At 71.8% G+C, this 16535-nt stretch carries 3 protein-coding genes; all 3 read left to right on the forward strand.

All coding sequences use genetic code 11. From position 1 onward, the window contains the following. Positions 1-6 precede the first annotated feature (6 nt). The 3 genes from pip to ACFXDE_RS09275 all read left to right on the forward strand — a co-directional run bounded on the left by pip (position 7) and on the right by ACFXDE_RS09275 (position 16496). Positions 7-984, forward strand: a complete 978-nt coding sequence (pip, locus tag ACFXDE_RS09265) for a prolyl aminopeptidase (RefSeq protein ID WP_380492423.1) — start codon at positions 7-9, stop codon at positions 982-984. A gap of 131 nt (positions 985-1115) precedes the next feature. Next, positions 1116-1709: a fasciclin domain-containing protein gene (locus ACFXDE_RS09270; protein ID WP_380444836.1), complete on the forward strand. Its 594-nt coding sequence runs from the start codon at positions 1116-1118 to the stop codon at positions 1707-1709. A 261-nt stretch (positions 1710-1970) separates the two neighbouring features. Continuing rightward, entirely contained in the window at positions 1971-16496 is a 14526-nt protein-coding gene (locus tag ACFXDE_RS09275) for a hypothetical protein (protein WP_380492426.1), read from the forward strand. Positions 16497-16535: the final 39 nt, after the last annotated feature.

The raw sequence follows: 16535 nt of genomic DNA on the forward strand, positions 1-16535 counted from the left end.
ACGGTTATGGTTGATCTCTATCCTCCGACCGAGCCCTACGACACCGGATTCCTCGACACCGGGGACGGCAACCGCATCTACTACGAACAGCTCGGCAATCCCGAGGGCAAGCCCGCCCTCAACGTCCACGGCGGGCCCGGAGCCGGCGCGATGCGCAGGCCCGCCCGCTCCTGGGATCCGGAGTGCTACCGCTTCATCCGCTTCGACCAGCGCAACTGCGGCCGCAGCACCCCGCACGCCAGCGACCCGGCCGCCGACATGAGCCTCAACACCACACAGCACCTGATCGACGACATGGAACGGCTGCGCGAACACCTCGGCATCGACCGCTGGTTGCTCAACGGCGCCTCCTGGGGCTCGACCCTCCTCCTCGCCTACGCGCAGCAGCACCCCGAACGCGTCACCCAGATCGTCGTCGCGGCCATCACGACGACCCGGCCCGCCGAGACCCAGTGGCTCTACCAGGGCGCCCGGCGCTTCCAGCCCGAGGCCTGGGACCGCTTCCGCGACGGCGTCCCCGAGGACGAGCGCGCCGCCCTCGGCGATGACTGGCGCAGCCTGCTCGCCGCCTACTCCCGCCTCATGGAGAACCCCGACCGGGCCGTCCGGGAGAAGGCCGCCGCCGACTGGCTCGCCTGGGAGGACGCCGTCATCTCGGGCGAGCCCAACAACAGCCCCGGCATGTACAGCAACCGCGAGGTCGACGACCGGATCGCGTTCGTCCGCATCTGCGCCCACTTCTTCGGCAACGGCGCCTGGCTGGAGCCCGACCAACTGCTGCGCGACGCCCACAAGCTGGCCGGCATCCCGGGCGTCCTGGTGCACGGGCGGCACGACATGGGCGGCCCGCCGGATACGGCCTGGGAACTGGCCAAGGCGTGGCCGGACGCCCGCCTCCACATCATCGAGGACTCCGGGCACGCCGGCAGCGACGAGCTGAACCAGGTGGTCCGGACGGCCATCGAGGGCTTCAAGCACCTCTGACGGCCGACGGCGCCGCACGGGTGACGGGCGGTGCGGTGCGGGCCCTACCTCCCGGGCGGCGGCCCGGCGCGATGTCACCATCTGGGCGTATCCGGCACGATTCGACCGGTTCCCCCCAGGAGGACCTCCGCATGAGCCGTCGCACCCACCGCCCCGCCCTCCTCGCGGCCCTGGCGCTCGCCCTCGCCCCGCTCGCCGGCTGCAGCGGCGTCGGCGTCGGCGGGGCAGGCCCGGTGGCCGTCGCACCCCCGCCGCCGGAGAAGGCCTTCGGCCAGGCCTGCGCGGCGATGCCCGGTCAGGGCCCCGGCAGCCTCGACGCGATGGGCGGCACGCCCGTGCTGACCGCCGTCGACCAGACCAAGGACCTCTCGCAGCTGTCCGCGCTGGTCAAGACGGCCAAGGCCAAGGACATCTTCGACTCGATGGAGAACGTCACCGTCTTCGCCCCGAACGACGCGGCCTTCGCGAAGCTGCCCGAGGACCAGAAGAAGGCCCTCGCCACCCAGCAGGGCGCCGGCGACCTCGTCCGCAAGCTCATCGTCGTCCGCGACCTGCGCAAGGACGACCTCCAGGACAAGCAGTACAACACCCTCCAGGGCGCCGTCATCAAGGCCACCGGCAGCGGCGAGGACTACCGCATCGGCGGCGCGCAGGTGCTCTGCGGCAGCATCAAGACGGCCAACGCGCGCCTGGCGATCCTCGACACGGTGCCGGCCTTCGGCTGACGCTCCTTCATCGTGGTGGGCCGGTCCCGGCGGACCGGCCCACCTCCGTTTCCGCCCCCGCCCGCATGCTGCGCCGAACGGTGTCCGGCTGTGGGCCGAAAGCGCGGATCTTGGTCCGAAAATACGATGACACGATCCACGGTTGTCCTTACTCGCGCTTTACCTCGGCTATCTCTGATCGCGCACGCGTGCATTCGCGTGACTGTCGTGTTGCCCGCACATCTGCGCCCGTAGGTGCGCGGTCGCGAGAGGAGACGCCGGATGGCTCCGGTGAGGTCGTTGCTCGGCGGTCGGTTCTCGACGGCGATGCGGGGCGTGCTCGCGCTGCTGTGCCTGGTGCCCCAGGGCGGGCTCGCGCTCGCCGCCGTCCCGCCCGCGTACGCGCCACAGGGGCTGCCCGGGGAGCAGCGGGCCCTGGTGGCGTGCACGCCGTCCAGCGGCTTCACCAACTGCACACGGTTCACGTACAGCGGCGGCGACCAGACCTTCACCGTGCCGGCCGGGGTGAGCAGTGTGTACGCCCGCGTCTTCGGCGCCGGAGGCGCGGGCTCCCCGCGCGCCTACTACACCGGCCAGTACGGCGGCGGTGGCGGCGGCTACACCACCGGCACCCTGGCGGTGACGCCAGGTCAGGCCCTCACCCTCACCGTGGGGCAGGGCGGGCTGATGAACAGCACCAGCTCGACGTACGGTGGCGGCGGCGCGGGCGGCCAGGGCAAGACCCAGGCGAGCGGCGGCAGCGGCGGCGGTCTGAGTGCCGTGTGGAACGGCGCCTACGGCACCAACCCGCTGCTCATCGCCGGCGGTGGCGGCGGCTCCTCACCCGGCGCCGACGCCCTGACCCCGGCGGCCGGTGGCGGCGGCGGCACCAACGGCGGCCAGGACAACCAGCCGACCGCCTCCGGCCGGGGCGGCACCCAGACCGCGGGCGGCGCGGGCGCCACCCAGACAGCCTGCGCGGCCACCGGCGCCGGAAGCCAGTACCAGGGCGGCCGCGGCGCCAGCGCAGCGCTGTACGAGGGCGGCGGCGGTGGTGGTGGCGGCTACTACGGAGGCGGCGGCGGTGCCTGCCAGCGCGGCGGTTCCCTCGACGCCAACGGCATGGGCGGCGGCGGCTCCGGCTACAACAAGGGCACCGGAGTCAGCAACACGCAGACCTCCAACGGCACCAACAGCACCGGCAACGGCGTGGGCGGCACCTCGGGCGGCCGCACCGACGCCCAGTACGTGAGCGGCAGCGGCATCGGCGACGGCGGCGGCTACGCGGACGGCGGCAACGGCGAGATCGTCGTCGAGTGGGTGACCCAGGTCGGCCTGTCCGTCCAGAAGACGGCCTCGCCGACCACGTACGTCCCGGGGCAGGCGCTGACGTACACCGTCGTGGTGAGCAACGCGGGCCCGGCGCCCGCCGTCAACGCGGCGGTCCGGGACGCCCTGCCGTCCGCGCTCTCCGCCTTCACGTGGACCTGCTCGGCCGCTTCCGGCAACAGCTGCGGAGACGCGAGCGGTACCGGCAGCATCGACACGACGGCGACGATCGCGGTCGGCGGCAGGGTCACGTACACCGTCACCGGCACCGTCCCGTCCTCCACCACCGGAACGCTCTCGAACACCGCGACGGTGACCAGGCCGAGCGCCACGACCGACGCCAACTGCGGCCCGACCTGCTCCAGCACCGCCGACACCCCCGGACGGGTCACCACCGGGCTGTCGGTGACCAAGACACCGGACAAGAACCCCTACGTGCCCGGGCAGCCGCTGACCTACACCGTCGTGGTGAAGAACGACGGTCCGTCGGACGCCGTCGGCACCTCGGTCAAGGACAAGCTGCCCAACGCCATCCAGGCCTTCACCTGGACGTGCAAGGCCTCCGGCGGCAGCAGCTGTGGCAGCACCCCCTCCGGCACGGGCGACATCGACACGACGGTCGACATCCCGGCGGGCGGCCAGGTGACCTACACGCTGACCGGTACGGTGCCGTCGGACGCGAACGGCTCGCTGGACAACCGGGCCACCGTCACCCCGCCGAGCGGCGCCACCGACCCGAACTGCTCGCCGAAGTGCACCAGCACCGCCAACCCCATCCCGCCGGGCGGCCAGGCGAACCTGGTGGTCTCCAAGACCCTCCAGACCAGCCCGGTGATCCCCGGGCAGCAGATCACGTGGCAGGTGAAGGTCACCAACAACGGCCCGTCCCGGGCCCGGAACGTCGTCGTCACGGACCAGGTCCCGACCGGGGTGTCCGGCGCCGCCATGGTCAACGACCAGGACAGCGGCTCCTGCACGATCACCAACGGCACGGCGACCTGTCCCGCCGTCGAGATCCCTGTGAACGGCACCGCCAGCTGGACCCTGAGCGGCACGCTGTCCTCCGACGCGACCACCACACCGACCAACTCGGCGACCGTCACCGGCGGTCCCGACCCGTCCGCCTCCACGCGCACCGCCGTCGCCTCGCCGACCGCCACGCCCAGCCCGCAGGCCAACCTCACCATCTCGAAGACGCTGCTGACCAGCCCGGTCGTGCCGGGCGCACAGATCCAGTGGCGGGTGACGGTCACGAACAACGGGCCTTCACGGGCGCGGAACGTCGTCGTGACGGATCAGGTGCCCTCGGGCGTCATTGGCGCCTCGATGGCGGCGTCCGACGGGACCACCTGTCCGATCGGCAACGGCGTCGCCACGTGCCCGGCGGTGGAGATCCCGGCCGGGTCGTCCGCCACCTGGACACTGAGCGGCACGCTGGACCCGAACGCGACCACGACCCCCACGAACACGGCCGTCGTCACCGGCGGTCCCGATCCGTCCGCCACGGCCCGCACGGCCGTCGCCTCGCCGTCCTCCTCCCCGACGCCGCAGGCGAACCTGACCGTCTCCAAGGCGCTGCTCACCAGCCCGGTCGTGCCCGGTGCGCCGATCCAGTGGCGGGTGACGGTGACCAACAACGGCCCGTCGCGGGCCCGCAACGTCGTCGTCACGGACACCGTTCCGGCGGGTGTCACCGGCGCATTGATGAAGGCCGACGCGGACGGGAGCAGTTGCCCGATCAGTGGCGGTGTCGCGACCTGTCCGGCGGTGGAGATCCCGGCCGGTTCGTCGCTGAGCTGGATCCTGAACGGGACGCTCGACCCCAACGCGACCACGACGCCGACCAACTCGGTGGCCGTGACGGGCGGTCCCGACCCGTCCGCCTCCACGCGCACGGCGGTGGCCTCGCCGACCGCCACGCCCGCGCCGGAGGCCGCCCTCCAGGTCAGCAAGACGCTGGTGACGAACCCGGTGGTGCCCGGGCAGCAGATCCAGTGGCAGATCAACGTCTTCAACGCGGGCCCGTCCCGGGCCCGGAACATCGTGGTCACCGACACGATCCCGGCCGGGGTCGACAACCCGACGATGACGGCTCCGGGTGGCACGCAATGCCCGATTGCGAGCGGCGTCGCGACCTGCCCGGCGGTGGAGATCCCGGCCGGCCAGGCGCGGACGTGGACGCTGAGCGGCACGCTCGACCCCAACGCGACGGCCACGCCGACGAACTCGGTGACGGTGACGGGTGGTCCGGATCCGTCGGCGTCCACGCACACGGCGGTGGCCTCGCCGTCGTCGTCGCCGACTCCGCAGGCGAACCTGTCGGTGTCGAAGGTGCTGTTGACGAATCCGGTGGTGCCCGGGCAGCAGATCCAGTGGCGGGTCAGCGTGACCAACAGCGGTCCCTCGCGGGCGCGGAACGTCGTGGTGACCGACCAGGTGCCGTCGGGTGTGAGCGATGCTTCGATGACGGCGTCGGACGGGACTGCCTGTCCGATCAGCGGTGGTGTGGCGACGTGTCCGGCCGTCGAGATCCCGGCGGGATCCTCGGCGAGTTGGACGCTGAGCGGCACGCTCGACCCCAACGCGACGGCCACGCCGACCAACTCGGTGACGGTGACGGGCGGTCCGGATCCGTCGGCGTCCTCGCACACGGCGGTGGCCTCGCCGTCGTCGTCGCCGATTCCGGAGGCGAATCTGTCGGTGTCGAAGGTGTTGTTGACGAATCCGGTGGTGCCCGGGCAGCAGATCCAGTGGCGGGTCAGCGTGACCAACAACGGTCCCTCGCGGGCGCGGAACGTCGTGGTGACCGACCAGGTGCCTTCCGGTGTGAACGACGCCTCGATGCGGGCCGACGCCGATGGGAGCAACTGCCCGATCGCCAACGGGGTTGCCACCTGCCCGGCGGCGGAGATCCCGGCCGGGCAGACCCTGACCTGGACGCTGACCGGCACGCTCGCCTCCGACGCGACGGCCACGCCGGCCAACTCGGTGACGGTGACGGGCGGTCCGGATCCGACGGCGTCCACACACACAGCCGTCGCCTCACCCTCCAACTCTCCCTCTCCGCAGGCGAATCTGACCGTCTCGAAGGTGCTGGTCACCAACCCGGTGGTGCCGGGGCAGCAGATCCAGTGGCAGGTGTCGGTCACGAACGACGGGCCGTCGCGGGCGCGGAACGTCGTGGTGACGGATCAGGTGCCGTCGGGTGTGAGCGGCGCTTCGATGACGGCGTCGGACGGGACTGCCTGTCCGATCAGCGCTGGTGTGGCGACGTGTCCGGCCGTCGAGATCCCGGCCGGGCAGACGCTGACGTGGACGCTCGCCGGCACGCTCGACCCCAACGCGACGGCCACCCCGACCAACGGCGTGACCGTCACCGGTGGGCCCGACCCGACCGCCTCCAGCCACACGGCGGTGGCGTCGCCGACCGCCACGCCCACGCCGCAGGCGGGGCTGAGCATTTCGAAGGTGTTGCTGACGAATCCGGTGGTGCCGGGCCAGCAGATTCAGTGGCGCGTGTCGGTGACGAACAGCGGTCCGTCGCGGGCGCGGAACGTGGTGGTGACGGATCAGGTGCCGGCGAGCGTCAACGGCGCCTCGATGGCAGCGGACGCCGATGGGACCGCCTGTCCGATCAGCGGTGGCACGGCGACGTGCCCGGCGGTGGAGATCCCGGCCGGGCAGACGCCGACCTGGACGTTGACCGGCACGCTGGACGCCAACGCGACCACGACGCCGACCAACACGGCCGTGGTCACCGGCGGGCCCGACCCCTCGGCCACGGCCCGCACGGCGGTCGCCTCGCCGTCCTCCTCCCCGATGCCACAGGCCAACCTCGTCGTCTCCAAGACATTGCTCACCGACCCGGTGATCCCCGGCCGGGAGATCCAGTGGCGGGTGACCGTCACCAACAACGGCCCCTCGCGGGCCCGCAACGTCGTCGTCACGGACACCGTGCCGGCCGGTGTGAACGACCCGGGCATGACGGCCTCCGACGGCACGTCCTGCCCGATCGCCGGCGGTACGGCGACGTGTCCGGCGGTGGAGATCCCGGCAGGGCAGACGGTGACGTGGACGCTGACGGGCACGCTCGCCTCCGACGCGACGACCACACCCGCGAACTCGGCGACGGTGACGGGTGGTCCGGATCCGACGGCGTCCACGCACACGGCGGTGGCTTCTCCCTCCGGCTCGCCCTCCCAGCAGGCCAGTCTGACCGTCTCGAAGGTGCTGCTGACGGATCCGGTGGTGCCGGGGCAGCAGATCCAGTGGCGGGTTTCGGTTATGAACAACGGTCCTTCGCGGGCTCGGAACGTGGTCGTGAGCGACCGGGTGCCGTCGGGCGTGGACAACGCTTCCATGACGGCGTCGGATGGGTCCACCTGTCCGATCAGCGGTGATGTGGCGACGTGTCCGGCGGTGGAGATCCCGGTCGGGCAGACGTCGACGTGGACGCTGTCCGGCACGCTGGACGCCAACGCGACCACGACGCCGTCGAACACGGCCGTGGTGACCGGTGGGCCCGACCCGTCGACCACCGCGCACACCGCCGTCGCGTCGCCGACGTCGTCCCCGATGGCGCGGGCGAGCCTCACGGTGTCGAAGGTGCTGGTCACCGACCCGGTGGTGCCCGGCCGGCAGGTGCAGTGGCGGGTGAGCGTCACGAACAACGGGCCTTCGCGGGCGCGGAACGTGGTGGTGACGGATCAGGTGCCGGCGGGTGTGAACAGCGCTTCGATGGCGGCTTCGGATGGGACCGCCTGTCCGATCGCCAATGGCCTGGCGACGTGTCCGGCGGTCGAGATCCCGGTCGGGCAGACGCTGACGTGGACGCTGTCCGGAATGCTCGACCCGAATGCGACCGTCACGCCGACGAACACGGTGATGGTCACAGGTGGCCCGGATCCGACGGCGTCCACGCACACGGCGGTTGCGTCGCCGACGTCCTCGCCGTCTCCGCAGGCGAACCTGACCGTGTCGAAGGCGTTGGTGACGAACCCGGTGGTGCCCGGGCAGGAGATCCAGTGGCGGGTGAGCGTCATGAACAACGGGCCCTCGCGGGCGCGGAACGTCGTGGTGACCGACCAGGTGCCGTCCGGTGTGAACGACGCCTCGATGCGCGCCGACGCTGACGGGACGTCCTGCCCGATCGCGAGCGGGACGGCGACGTGTCCGGCGGTGGAGATTCCGGCCGGCCAGACGCTGACGTGGACGTTGACCGGGACGCTCGCCTCCGACGCGGCGGTGACGCCCTCGAACTCGGTGACGGTGACGGGTGGTCCGGATCCGTCGGCTTCCACGCACACGGCTGTCGCTTTGCCGTCGAACTCGCCGTCTCCGCAGGCGAATCTGTCGGTGTCGAAGGTGCTGCTGACGAACCCGGTGGTGCCGGGGCAGCAGATCCAGTGGCGGGTGACGGTGACCAACAGCGGACCGTCGCGGGCGCGGAACGTGGTCGTGACCGACACCGTGCCGACCGGGGTGTCCGGTGCGAGCATGAAGGCGGACGCCGACAATGCCCCGTGCCCGATCAGTGGCGGAACGGCGACGTGTCCGGCGGTGGAGATTCCGGCCGGCCAGACGCTGACGTGGACGTTGAGCGGCACACTGGACGCCAATGCGACCACCACGCCGGCCAACTCGGTGACGGTGACGGGTGGTCCGGATCCGACGGCTTCCACGCACACGGCTGTCGCTTCGCCGTCCAATTCGCCGTCTCCGCAGGCGAATCTGTCGGTGTCGAAGGTGCTGCTGACGAACCCGGTGGTGCCCGGGCAGCAGATCCAGTGGCGGGTGACGGTGACCAACAACGGGCCCTCGCGGGCGCGGAACGTGGTCGTCACCGACCAGGTGCCGGCGGGTGTGAGCGGCGCTTCGATGACGGCTTCGGACGGGACTGCCTGCCCGATCAGCGGCGGCACGGCGACCTGTCCTGCGGTGGAGATCGCGGCCGGTGACTCGACGAGCTGGACCTTGTCCGGCACATTGGACTCCAACGCGACCATCACGCCGACGAACGGGGTGACGGTGACGGGTGGTCCGGATCCGACGGCGTCTTCGCACACGGTTGTTGCTTCGCCGTCCAATTCGCCGTCTCCGCAGGCGAATCTGTCGGTGTCGAAGGTGCTGTTGACGAACCCGGTGGTGCCCGGGCAGCAGATCCAGTGGCGGGTCTCGGTCACGAACAACGGTCCTTCGCGGGCCCGGAACGTGGTCGTGAGCGATCAGGTGCCGTCCGGTGTGAACGACGCCTCGATGCGGGCGGATGCGGATGGGACGAACTGCCCGATCGCGACTGGTGTGGCGTCCTGTCCGGCGGTGGAGATTCCGGTCGGGCAGACGGTGACGTGGACGCTGAGTGGCACGCTCGCCTCCGACGCCACGGCCACGCCGGCCAACTCGGTGACGGTGACGGGTGGTCCTGACCCGACAGCCTCCACGCATACGGCGGTGGCGTCTCCGTCCAACTCGCCATCGACGCAGGCGAATCTGTCGGTGTCGAAGGTGTTGCTGACGGATCCGGTGGTTCCCGGGCAGCAGATCCAGTGGCGGGTGAGCGTCACCAACAACGGGCCCTCTCGTGCCCGGAACGTCGTCGTCACCGACACCGTTCCGAACGGAGTGTCCGGTGCGGGCATGACGGCGTCGGACGGGACCGTCTGCCCGATCGCGACTGGTGTGGCGTCCTGTCCGGCGGTGGAGATCCCGGTCGGGCAGACGGTGACGTGGACGCTGAGTGGCACGCTGGACGCCAATGCGACGACCACGCCGACCAACTCGGTGACGGTCACCGGCGGCCCGGACCCGACGGCTTCCACGCATACGGCGGTGGCTTCGCCGTCCAACTCGCCGTCGGCGCAGGCGAGTCTGAGTGTGTCGAAGGTGCTGGTGACGGATCCGGCGGTGCCCGGGCAGCAGATCCAATGGCGGGTGACGGTGACGAACAACGGTCCTTCGCGGGCGCGGAACGTGGTCGTGACCGACAAGGTCCCGGGCGGTGTGCTGAACGCGTCGATGACAGCCCAGGACGGGACCGTCTGTCCGATCAGAGGTGGCACGGCGACGTGTCCGGCGGTCGAGATCGCGGCCGGTGGCTCGATGAACTGGACCTTGACCGGGACGTTGGATCCCAATGCGACCACCACGCCGGCCAACTTGGTGACGGTGACGGGTGGTCCGGATCCGACGGCTTCCTCGCATACGGCGGTGGCTTCGCCGTCGAACTCGCCTTCTCCGCAGGCGAATCTGGTCGTGGCCAAGGTGCTGGTGACGGATCCGGTGGTGCCCGGGCAGCAGATCCAGTGGCGGGTGACGGTGACCAACAACGGTCCTTCGCGGGCGCGGAACGTCGTCGTCACCGACCAGGTGCCGGCCGGTGTCCGGGACGCGAACATGACGGCGGCGGACGGCACCGCGTGCCCGATCGCGAACGTGACGGCGACCTGCCCGGCCGTCGAGATCCCGGCGGGGTCCTCGGCGAGCTGGACGCTGACCGGCACGCTGGACCCGGACGCGACCACGACGCCGACGAACTCGGTGACGGTGACGGGCGGGCCCGATCCGTCGGCGTCCTCGCACACGGCAGTGGCCTCGCCGACCTCGTCCCCGACTCCGCAGGCGCGGCTCTCCGTGTCGAAGGTGCTGCTGACGGATCCGGTGGTGCCCGGGCAGCAGATCCAGTGGCGGGTGACGGTGACCAACAACGGCCCTTCGCGGGCGCGGAACGTCGTGGTGATGGACCAGGTGCCCGCAGGTGTGAACGGCGCCTCGATGAAGGCGGATGCGGACGGGTCCGCCTGTCCGATCAGCGGCGGCACGGCGACGTGTCCGGCGGTGGAGATCCCGGCCGGGCAGGCGCTGACCTGGACGCTCACGGGCACACTGGCGCAGGATGCCACGGCCACGCCGACCAACACGGTGACGGTGACGGGCGGCCCGGACCCGACGGCTTCCACGCACACGGCGGTGGCTTCGCCGTCCAACTCGCCGTCGGTGCAGGCGAGTCTGAGTGTGTCGAAGGTGCTGGTCACGGATCCGGTGGTTCCCGGGCAGCAGATCCAGTGGCGGGTGTCCGTCACGAACAACGGGCCGTCGCGTGCGCGGAACGTCGTGGTCGCCGACCGCGTCCCGGACGGTGTCAGCGGTCCGAGCATGACCTCCGCCGACGGGACGGTCTGCCCGATCGCGAACGGGACGGCCACCTGCCCGGCGATCGAGCTCGCCGTCGGTGAGACGCGGACCTACACGTTGAGCGGCACGCTCATGCAGGACGCGACCGTGACGCCGACGAACACGGCGGTGGTGACCGGCGGGCCGGATCCGGCCACGCCGACGCACACGGCGGTTGCGTCGCCGTCCGACTCGCCGTCGCCGCAGGCCAGTCTGACGGTGGCCAAGGCGCTGCTGACCGATCCCGTGGTGCCGGGCGAGAAGATCCAGTGGCGGGTGACGGTGACCAACAACGGCCCGTCCCGGGCGCGCGACGTCGTCATCACGGACCGGATCCCGGACGGGGTGAACAACGCCGTCCTCCAGTCGGACGCCGACGCGAGCACGTGCCCGGTCGCGGGCGGGACGGCGACCTGCGCGGCGATCGGGTTGGAGGTCGGCCAGACGGCTTCGTACACCCTGACCGGGACGCTGGCGCCGGACGCGACGGTCACGCCGACGAACACGGTGGTGGTGACCGGTGGCCCCGACCCGACCGCTACCGCGCACACGGCGGTGGCCTCGCCCACCGACTCGCCCACGCCGCAGGCGAACCTGGGCATCGCCAAGGTGCTGCTGACCAACCCGGTGGTACCCGGGCAGCAGATCCAGTGGCGGGTGACGGTGACCAACCGGGGTCCGTCGCGGGCCCGGAACGTGGTCGTCTCCGACACGATCCCGGCGATGGTGAACGGTGCGGGCATGATCGCGGACGCCGACGGCTCGGCCTGCCCGGTCACCGGCGGGACGGCGACCTGCCCGGCCGTCGAGATCCCGGCCGGCGGGACCGTCTCCTACACCCTCACCGGCACGCTCGACCCGGCGGCGACCAGCACCCCGGTCAACGTCGCGACCGTCACCGGCGGACCCGACCCGACGGCCACGGCGCACACCGCGACGGCGCAGGCCAGCGACACGGTCGAGCCGCGGGCGAGTCTGTCCGTGTCGAAGGTGCTGGTGACGAACCCGGTGGTGCCGGGGCAGCCGATCGCCTGGCGGATCAGCGTCACCAACAACGGCCCGAGCCAGGCCCGGAACGTGGTGGTCAGCGACCGGTTCCCGGACGGAGTCGTCGGCGCCTCGCTCTCGCCGGACGCTACGAAGACGGCCTGCCCGGTCACCGGTGGCGTGGCGACCTGTCCGGGGGTCGAGATCCCGGTCGGCCGGACCGTCACCTACACGCTCTCGGGAACCCTGGCCCAGGACACCACCACCGTGCCCGGCAACACGGCCGTCGTGACCGGAGGCCCGGACCCGAGCACGTCGGCCCACACGGCGGTCGCCAGCCCGACCGGGACGCCGTCGCCGCAGGCACGGCTCTCGGTGACCAAGGTGCTGGTGACGAACCCGGTGGTGCCGGGGCAGACCGTCCAGTGGCGGGTGTCGGTGACGAACAACGGGCCGTCCCGCGCGCGGAACGTCGTGGTCGCGGACCGGCTCCCGGACGGGGTGTCCGGCGCGATGATGGTCTCGGACGAGGACGGCACCAGGTGCCCGATCGGCAACGGCGTCGCCACCTGCCCGGCGATCGAGCTGGAGGTCGGGCAGACGGCGTCGTACACGCTGAGCGGGACGCTGGACCCGAATGCGACGGTCACACCGACGAACTCGGCGGTGGTGACGGGTGGTCCGGATCCGACGGCGTCCGCGCACACGGCGATGGCTTCGCCGTCGGGCTCGCCGTCTCCGCAGGCGAATCTGTCGGTGTCGAAGGTCCTGGTCACCGATCCGGTGGTGCCTGGGGAGCAGATCCAGTGGCGGGTGAGCGTGACGAACAACGGGCCTTCGCGGGCTCGGAACGTGGTCGTGACCGACCGGGTGCCGGTGGGTGTGAACAACGCTTCGATGGTGGCTTCGGACGGGAGCAGCTGTCCGATCAGCGGTGGTGTGGCGACGTGTCCGGCGGTGGAGATTCCGGCCGGGCGGACGATGACGTGGACGTTGTCCGGCACGCTGGACGCGAATGCGACCGTCACGCCGGCCAACTTGGTGACGGTGACGGGTGGTCCGGATCCGACGGCTTCCTCGCATACGGCGGTGGCTTCGCCGTCGAACTCGCCTTCTCCGCAGGCGAATCTGGTGGTTGCCAAGGTGCTGGTCACCGATCCGGTGGTGCCTGGGCAGGAGATCCAGTGGCGGGTGAGCGTGACGAACAACGGGCCCTCGCGGGCGCGGAACGTCGTCGTGAGCGACCGGGTGCCGTCGGGGGTGAGCAGCGCCTCGATGGTGGCTTCGGACGGGACCGTCTGTCCGATCAGTGGAGGTGTGGCGACGTGTCCGGCGGTGGAGATTCCGGCCGGGCGGACGATGACGTGGACGTTGTCCGGCACGCTGGACCCGAATGCGATCGTCACGCCGGCCAACTCGGTGACGGTGACGGGTGGTCCGGATCCGACGGCGTCTTCGCACACGGCGGTCGCTTCGCCGTCGGGCTCGCCGTCTCCGCAGGCGAATCTGGTGGTTGCCAAGGTGTTGGTGACGAACCCGGTGGTGCCTGGGGAGCAGATCCAGTGGCGGGTGAGCGTGACGAACAACGGTCCTTCGCGGGCTCGGAACGTGGTCGTGACCGACCGGGTGCCGGTGGGTGTGAACGGCGCTTCGATGGTGGCTTCGGACGGGAGTAGCTGTCCGGTCAGCGGTGGTGTGGCGACGTGTCCGGCGGTGGAGATCCCGGCCGGGCGGACGATGACGTGGACGTTGTCCGGCACGCTGGACCCGAATGCGATCGTCACGCCGACCAACTCGGTGACGGTGACGGGTGGTCCTGATCCGACGGCGTCCTCGCACACGGCGGTCGCTTCGCCGTCGGGCTCGCCGTCTCCGCAGGCGAATCTGTCGGTGTCGAAGGTCCTGGTCACCGATCCGGTGGTGCCTGGGCAGCAGATCCAGTGGCGGGTGAGCGTGACGAACAACGGGCCCTCGCGGGCTCAGAACGTGGTGGTGAGTGATCGGGTGCCGTCGGGGGTGAACGGCGCCTCGATGGTGGCTTCGGACGGGACCGTCTGTCCGATCAGTGGAGGTCTGGCGACGTGTCCGGCGGTGGAGATCCCGGCCGGGCGGACGATGACGTGGACGTTGTCCGGCACGCTGGACGCGAACGCCACGGCCACGCCGACCAACTCGGTGACCGTCACGGGCGGGCCCGACCCGAGCACCTCGGTGCACACCGCCACTGCCTCCCCGAGCGGCAGTCCCGAGCCGCAGGCGAGCCTGGTGGTGTCGAAGGTGCTGGTGACGGACGTCGTAGTGCCCGGCCGGCAGGTTCAGTGGCGGGTGACGGTGACCAACAACGGTCCCTCGCGGGCCCGGAACGTGGTCGTGGCCGACAAGGTTTCGGACGGCGTGCTGAATGCGTCGATGAGCGCCCAGGACGGCAGCGACTGCCCGATCGCCGGTGGCGTGGCGACCTGTCCGGCGGTGGAGATCCCGGTCGGTGTGACGCTGACCTGGACCCTGACGGGGAGGCTCGACCCCGCCGCCACCGTCACGCCGACCAACACCGTGATCGTCACGGGCGGTCCGGACCCGAGCACGACCGCGCACACGGCGGTGGCGAGCCCCACCGTCGGGCCGGTGCCGGACGCGCGGCTGTCGGTCTCGAAGGTGCTGCTCACCGATCCGGTGGTGCCCGGGCAGCAGGTCCGGTGGCAGGTGTCCGTCACCAACCGCGGACCGTCCGCCGCCCGTGACGTGGTCGTGAGCGACCGGGTGCCCACCGGGGTGTCGAACGCCTCGATGACGGCCGACGACGGCACCGCGTGTCCGATCGCCGACGGCACTGCGACCTGCCCGGGCGTGGCGATCGCGGTGGATGCGATCCGGACGTGGATCCTGAGCGGCACGCTGGACGCCGGTGCCACCGTCACGCCGGCCAACACGGCCACCGTGACGGGCGGGCCCGACCCGGGCACCCCGACCCACACGGCGGTGGCCTCGCCGACGTCCTCGCCCTCGGCGCAGGCGCGGCTGAGCGTGGCGAAGGTCCTCGTCACCAGCCCGGTCGTGGCCGGGGCACCGATCGAGTGGCGGGTGACCGTCACGAACGACGGGCCCTCCGTGGCGCGTGGCGTCGTGGTGAGCGACCGGGTGCCGGTGGGTGTGACCGGCGCCGCGATGACCGGGCCCGGCGGTGCCACCTGCCCGATCTCGGGTGGCGTGGCGACCTGTCCGGCGGTGGAGATCCCGGTCGGCGTCACGTTGACCTGGACGCTGACGGGCACGCTCGATCCGGCCGCGACCGTCACCCCGGGCAACACGGCCGTGGTGACCGGCGGTCCGGACCCGGCGACGCCGACGCACACGGCGGTGGCCCCGCCGTCCGGCTCGCCGTCGGCACAGGCGCGGCTGACCGTCGCCAAGGTCCTGCTGACCTCCCCGGTCGTGGCCGGGCAGCAGATCCAGTGGCGGGTGACGGTGACCAACGACGGGCCCTCGCTGGCCCGGAACGTGGTCGTGACCGACCAGGTGCCCGCCGGGGTGAACGGGCTCTCGATGACGGCCGACGGGGACGGGACGCCGTGCCCGGTCACGGACGGCCTGGCGACCTGCCCGGCCGTCGAGGTCCCGGTCGGCGCGACGGTCTCCTGGACGCTCACCGGCACGCTGGACCCGAACGCCACGGCCGTCCCGGTCAACACCGTCGTGGTGACCGGCGGTCCGGACCCGACGACGCCGACGCACACCGCGGTGGCGACCCCGACGGAGCCGATCACCGTTCGGCACGACCTGCTCCTCGCCAAGCACGCGAGCCCGTCCGACCCGAAGGCCGGTGACACCGTGACGTACACCGTCACCGCCACCAACCGGGCCGGCGGCACGTACTTCGGCGCCGTCGTCACCGACGACCTGTCCGGGGTCCTGGACGGCGCCGGGTACGACCTCAACGCCCACGCCAGCAGCGGGCGGACGGCCTACTCCGCGCCGCGGCTGACGTGGACGCTGGACATCCGGCCCGGAGCGACGGAGACGCTCACGTACACCGTCACCGTGAAGCCGGGCGCGGGCGGCACGACGCTCGTCAACCGCCTGAGCGCCGACGGCTCCAACTGCTCCGGCGCCGGCGGTGGGGACGGCGCCGGCGGCGCACGGCGGGCGGTGAGCGGGAACTGCTCGACCACCACCATCGTCCGGGTCATGCCCAGCCCCAGCCCGACGACCAAGCCCCCGCTGCCGCCCACCGGTAGCCGGAGCCCGAAGCCGGCCCTGCTGCTCACGGTGCTGCTCCTGGTGCTCGGTGGCGGTCTGATCGCGGTCCGCCGCTCGCGGCGCTGACCCGCGGACACCGCCGGGCGGCCGGGTCCCCCGGCCGCC

Source organism: Kitasatospora sp. NPDC059408 (genome assembly GCF_042751525.1).
Taxonomy (GTDB): domain Bacteria; phylum Actinomycetota; class Actinomycetes; order Streptomycetales; family Streptomycetaceae; genus Kitasatospora.

Bases quoted from the DNA above. Each gene is read 5' to 3' on its own strand.
- pip (WP_380492423.1), top strand. From the start codon at position 7: ATGGTTGATCTCTATCCTCCGACCGAGCCCTACGACACCGGATTCCTC.
- ACFXDE_RS09270 (WP_380444836.1), top strand. From the start codon at position 1,116: ATGAGCCGTCGCACCCACCGCCCCGCCCTCCTCGCGGCCCTGGCGCTC.
- ACFXDE_RS09275 (WP_380492426.1), top strand. From the start codon at position 1,971: ATGGCTCCGGTGAGGTCGTTGCTCGGCGGTCGGTTCTCGACGGCGATG.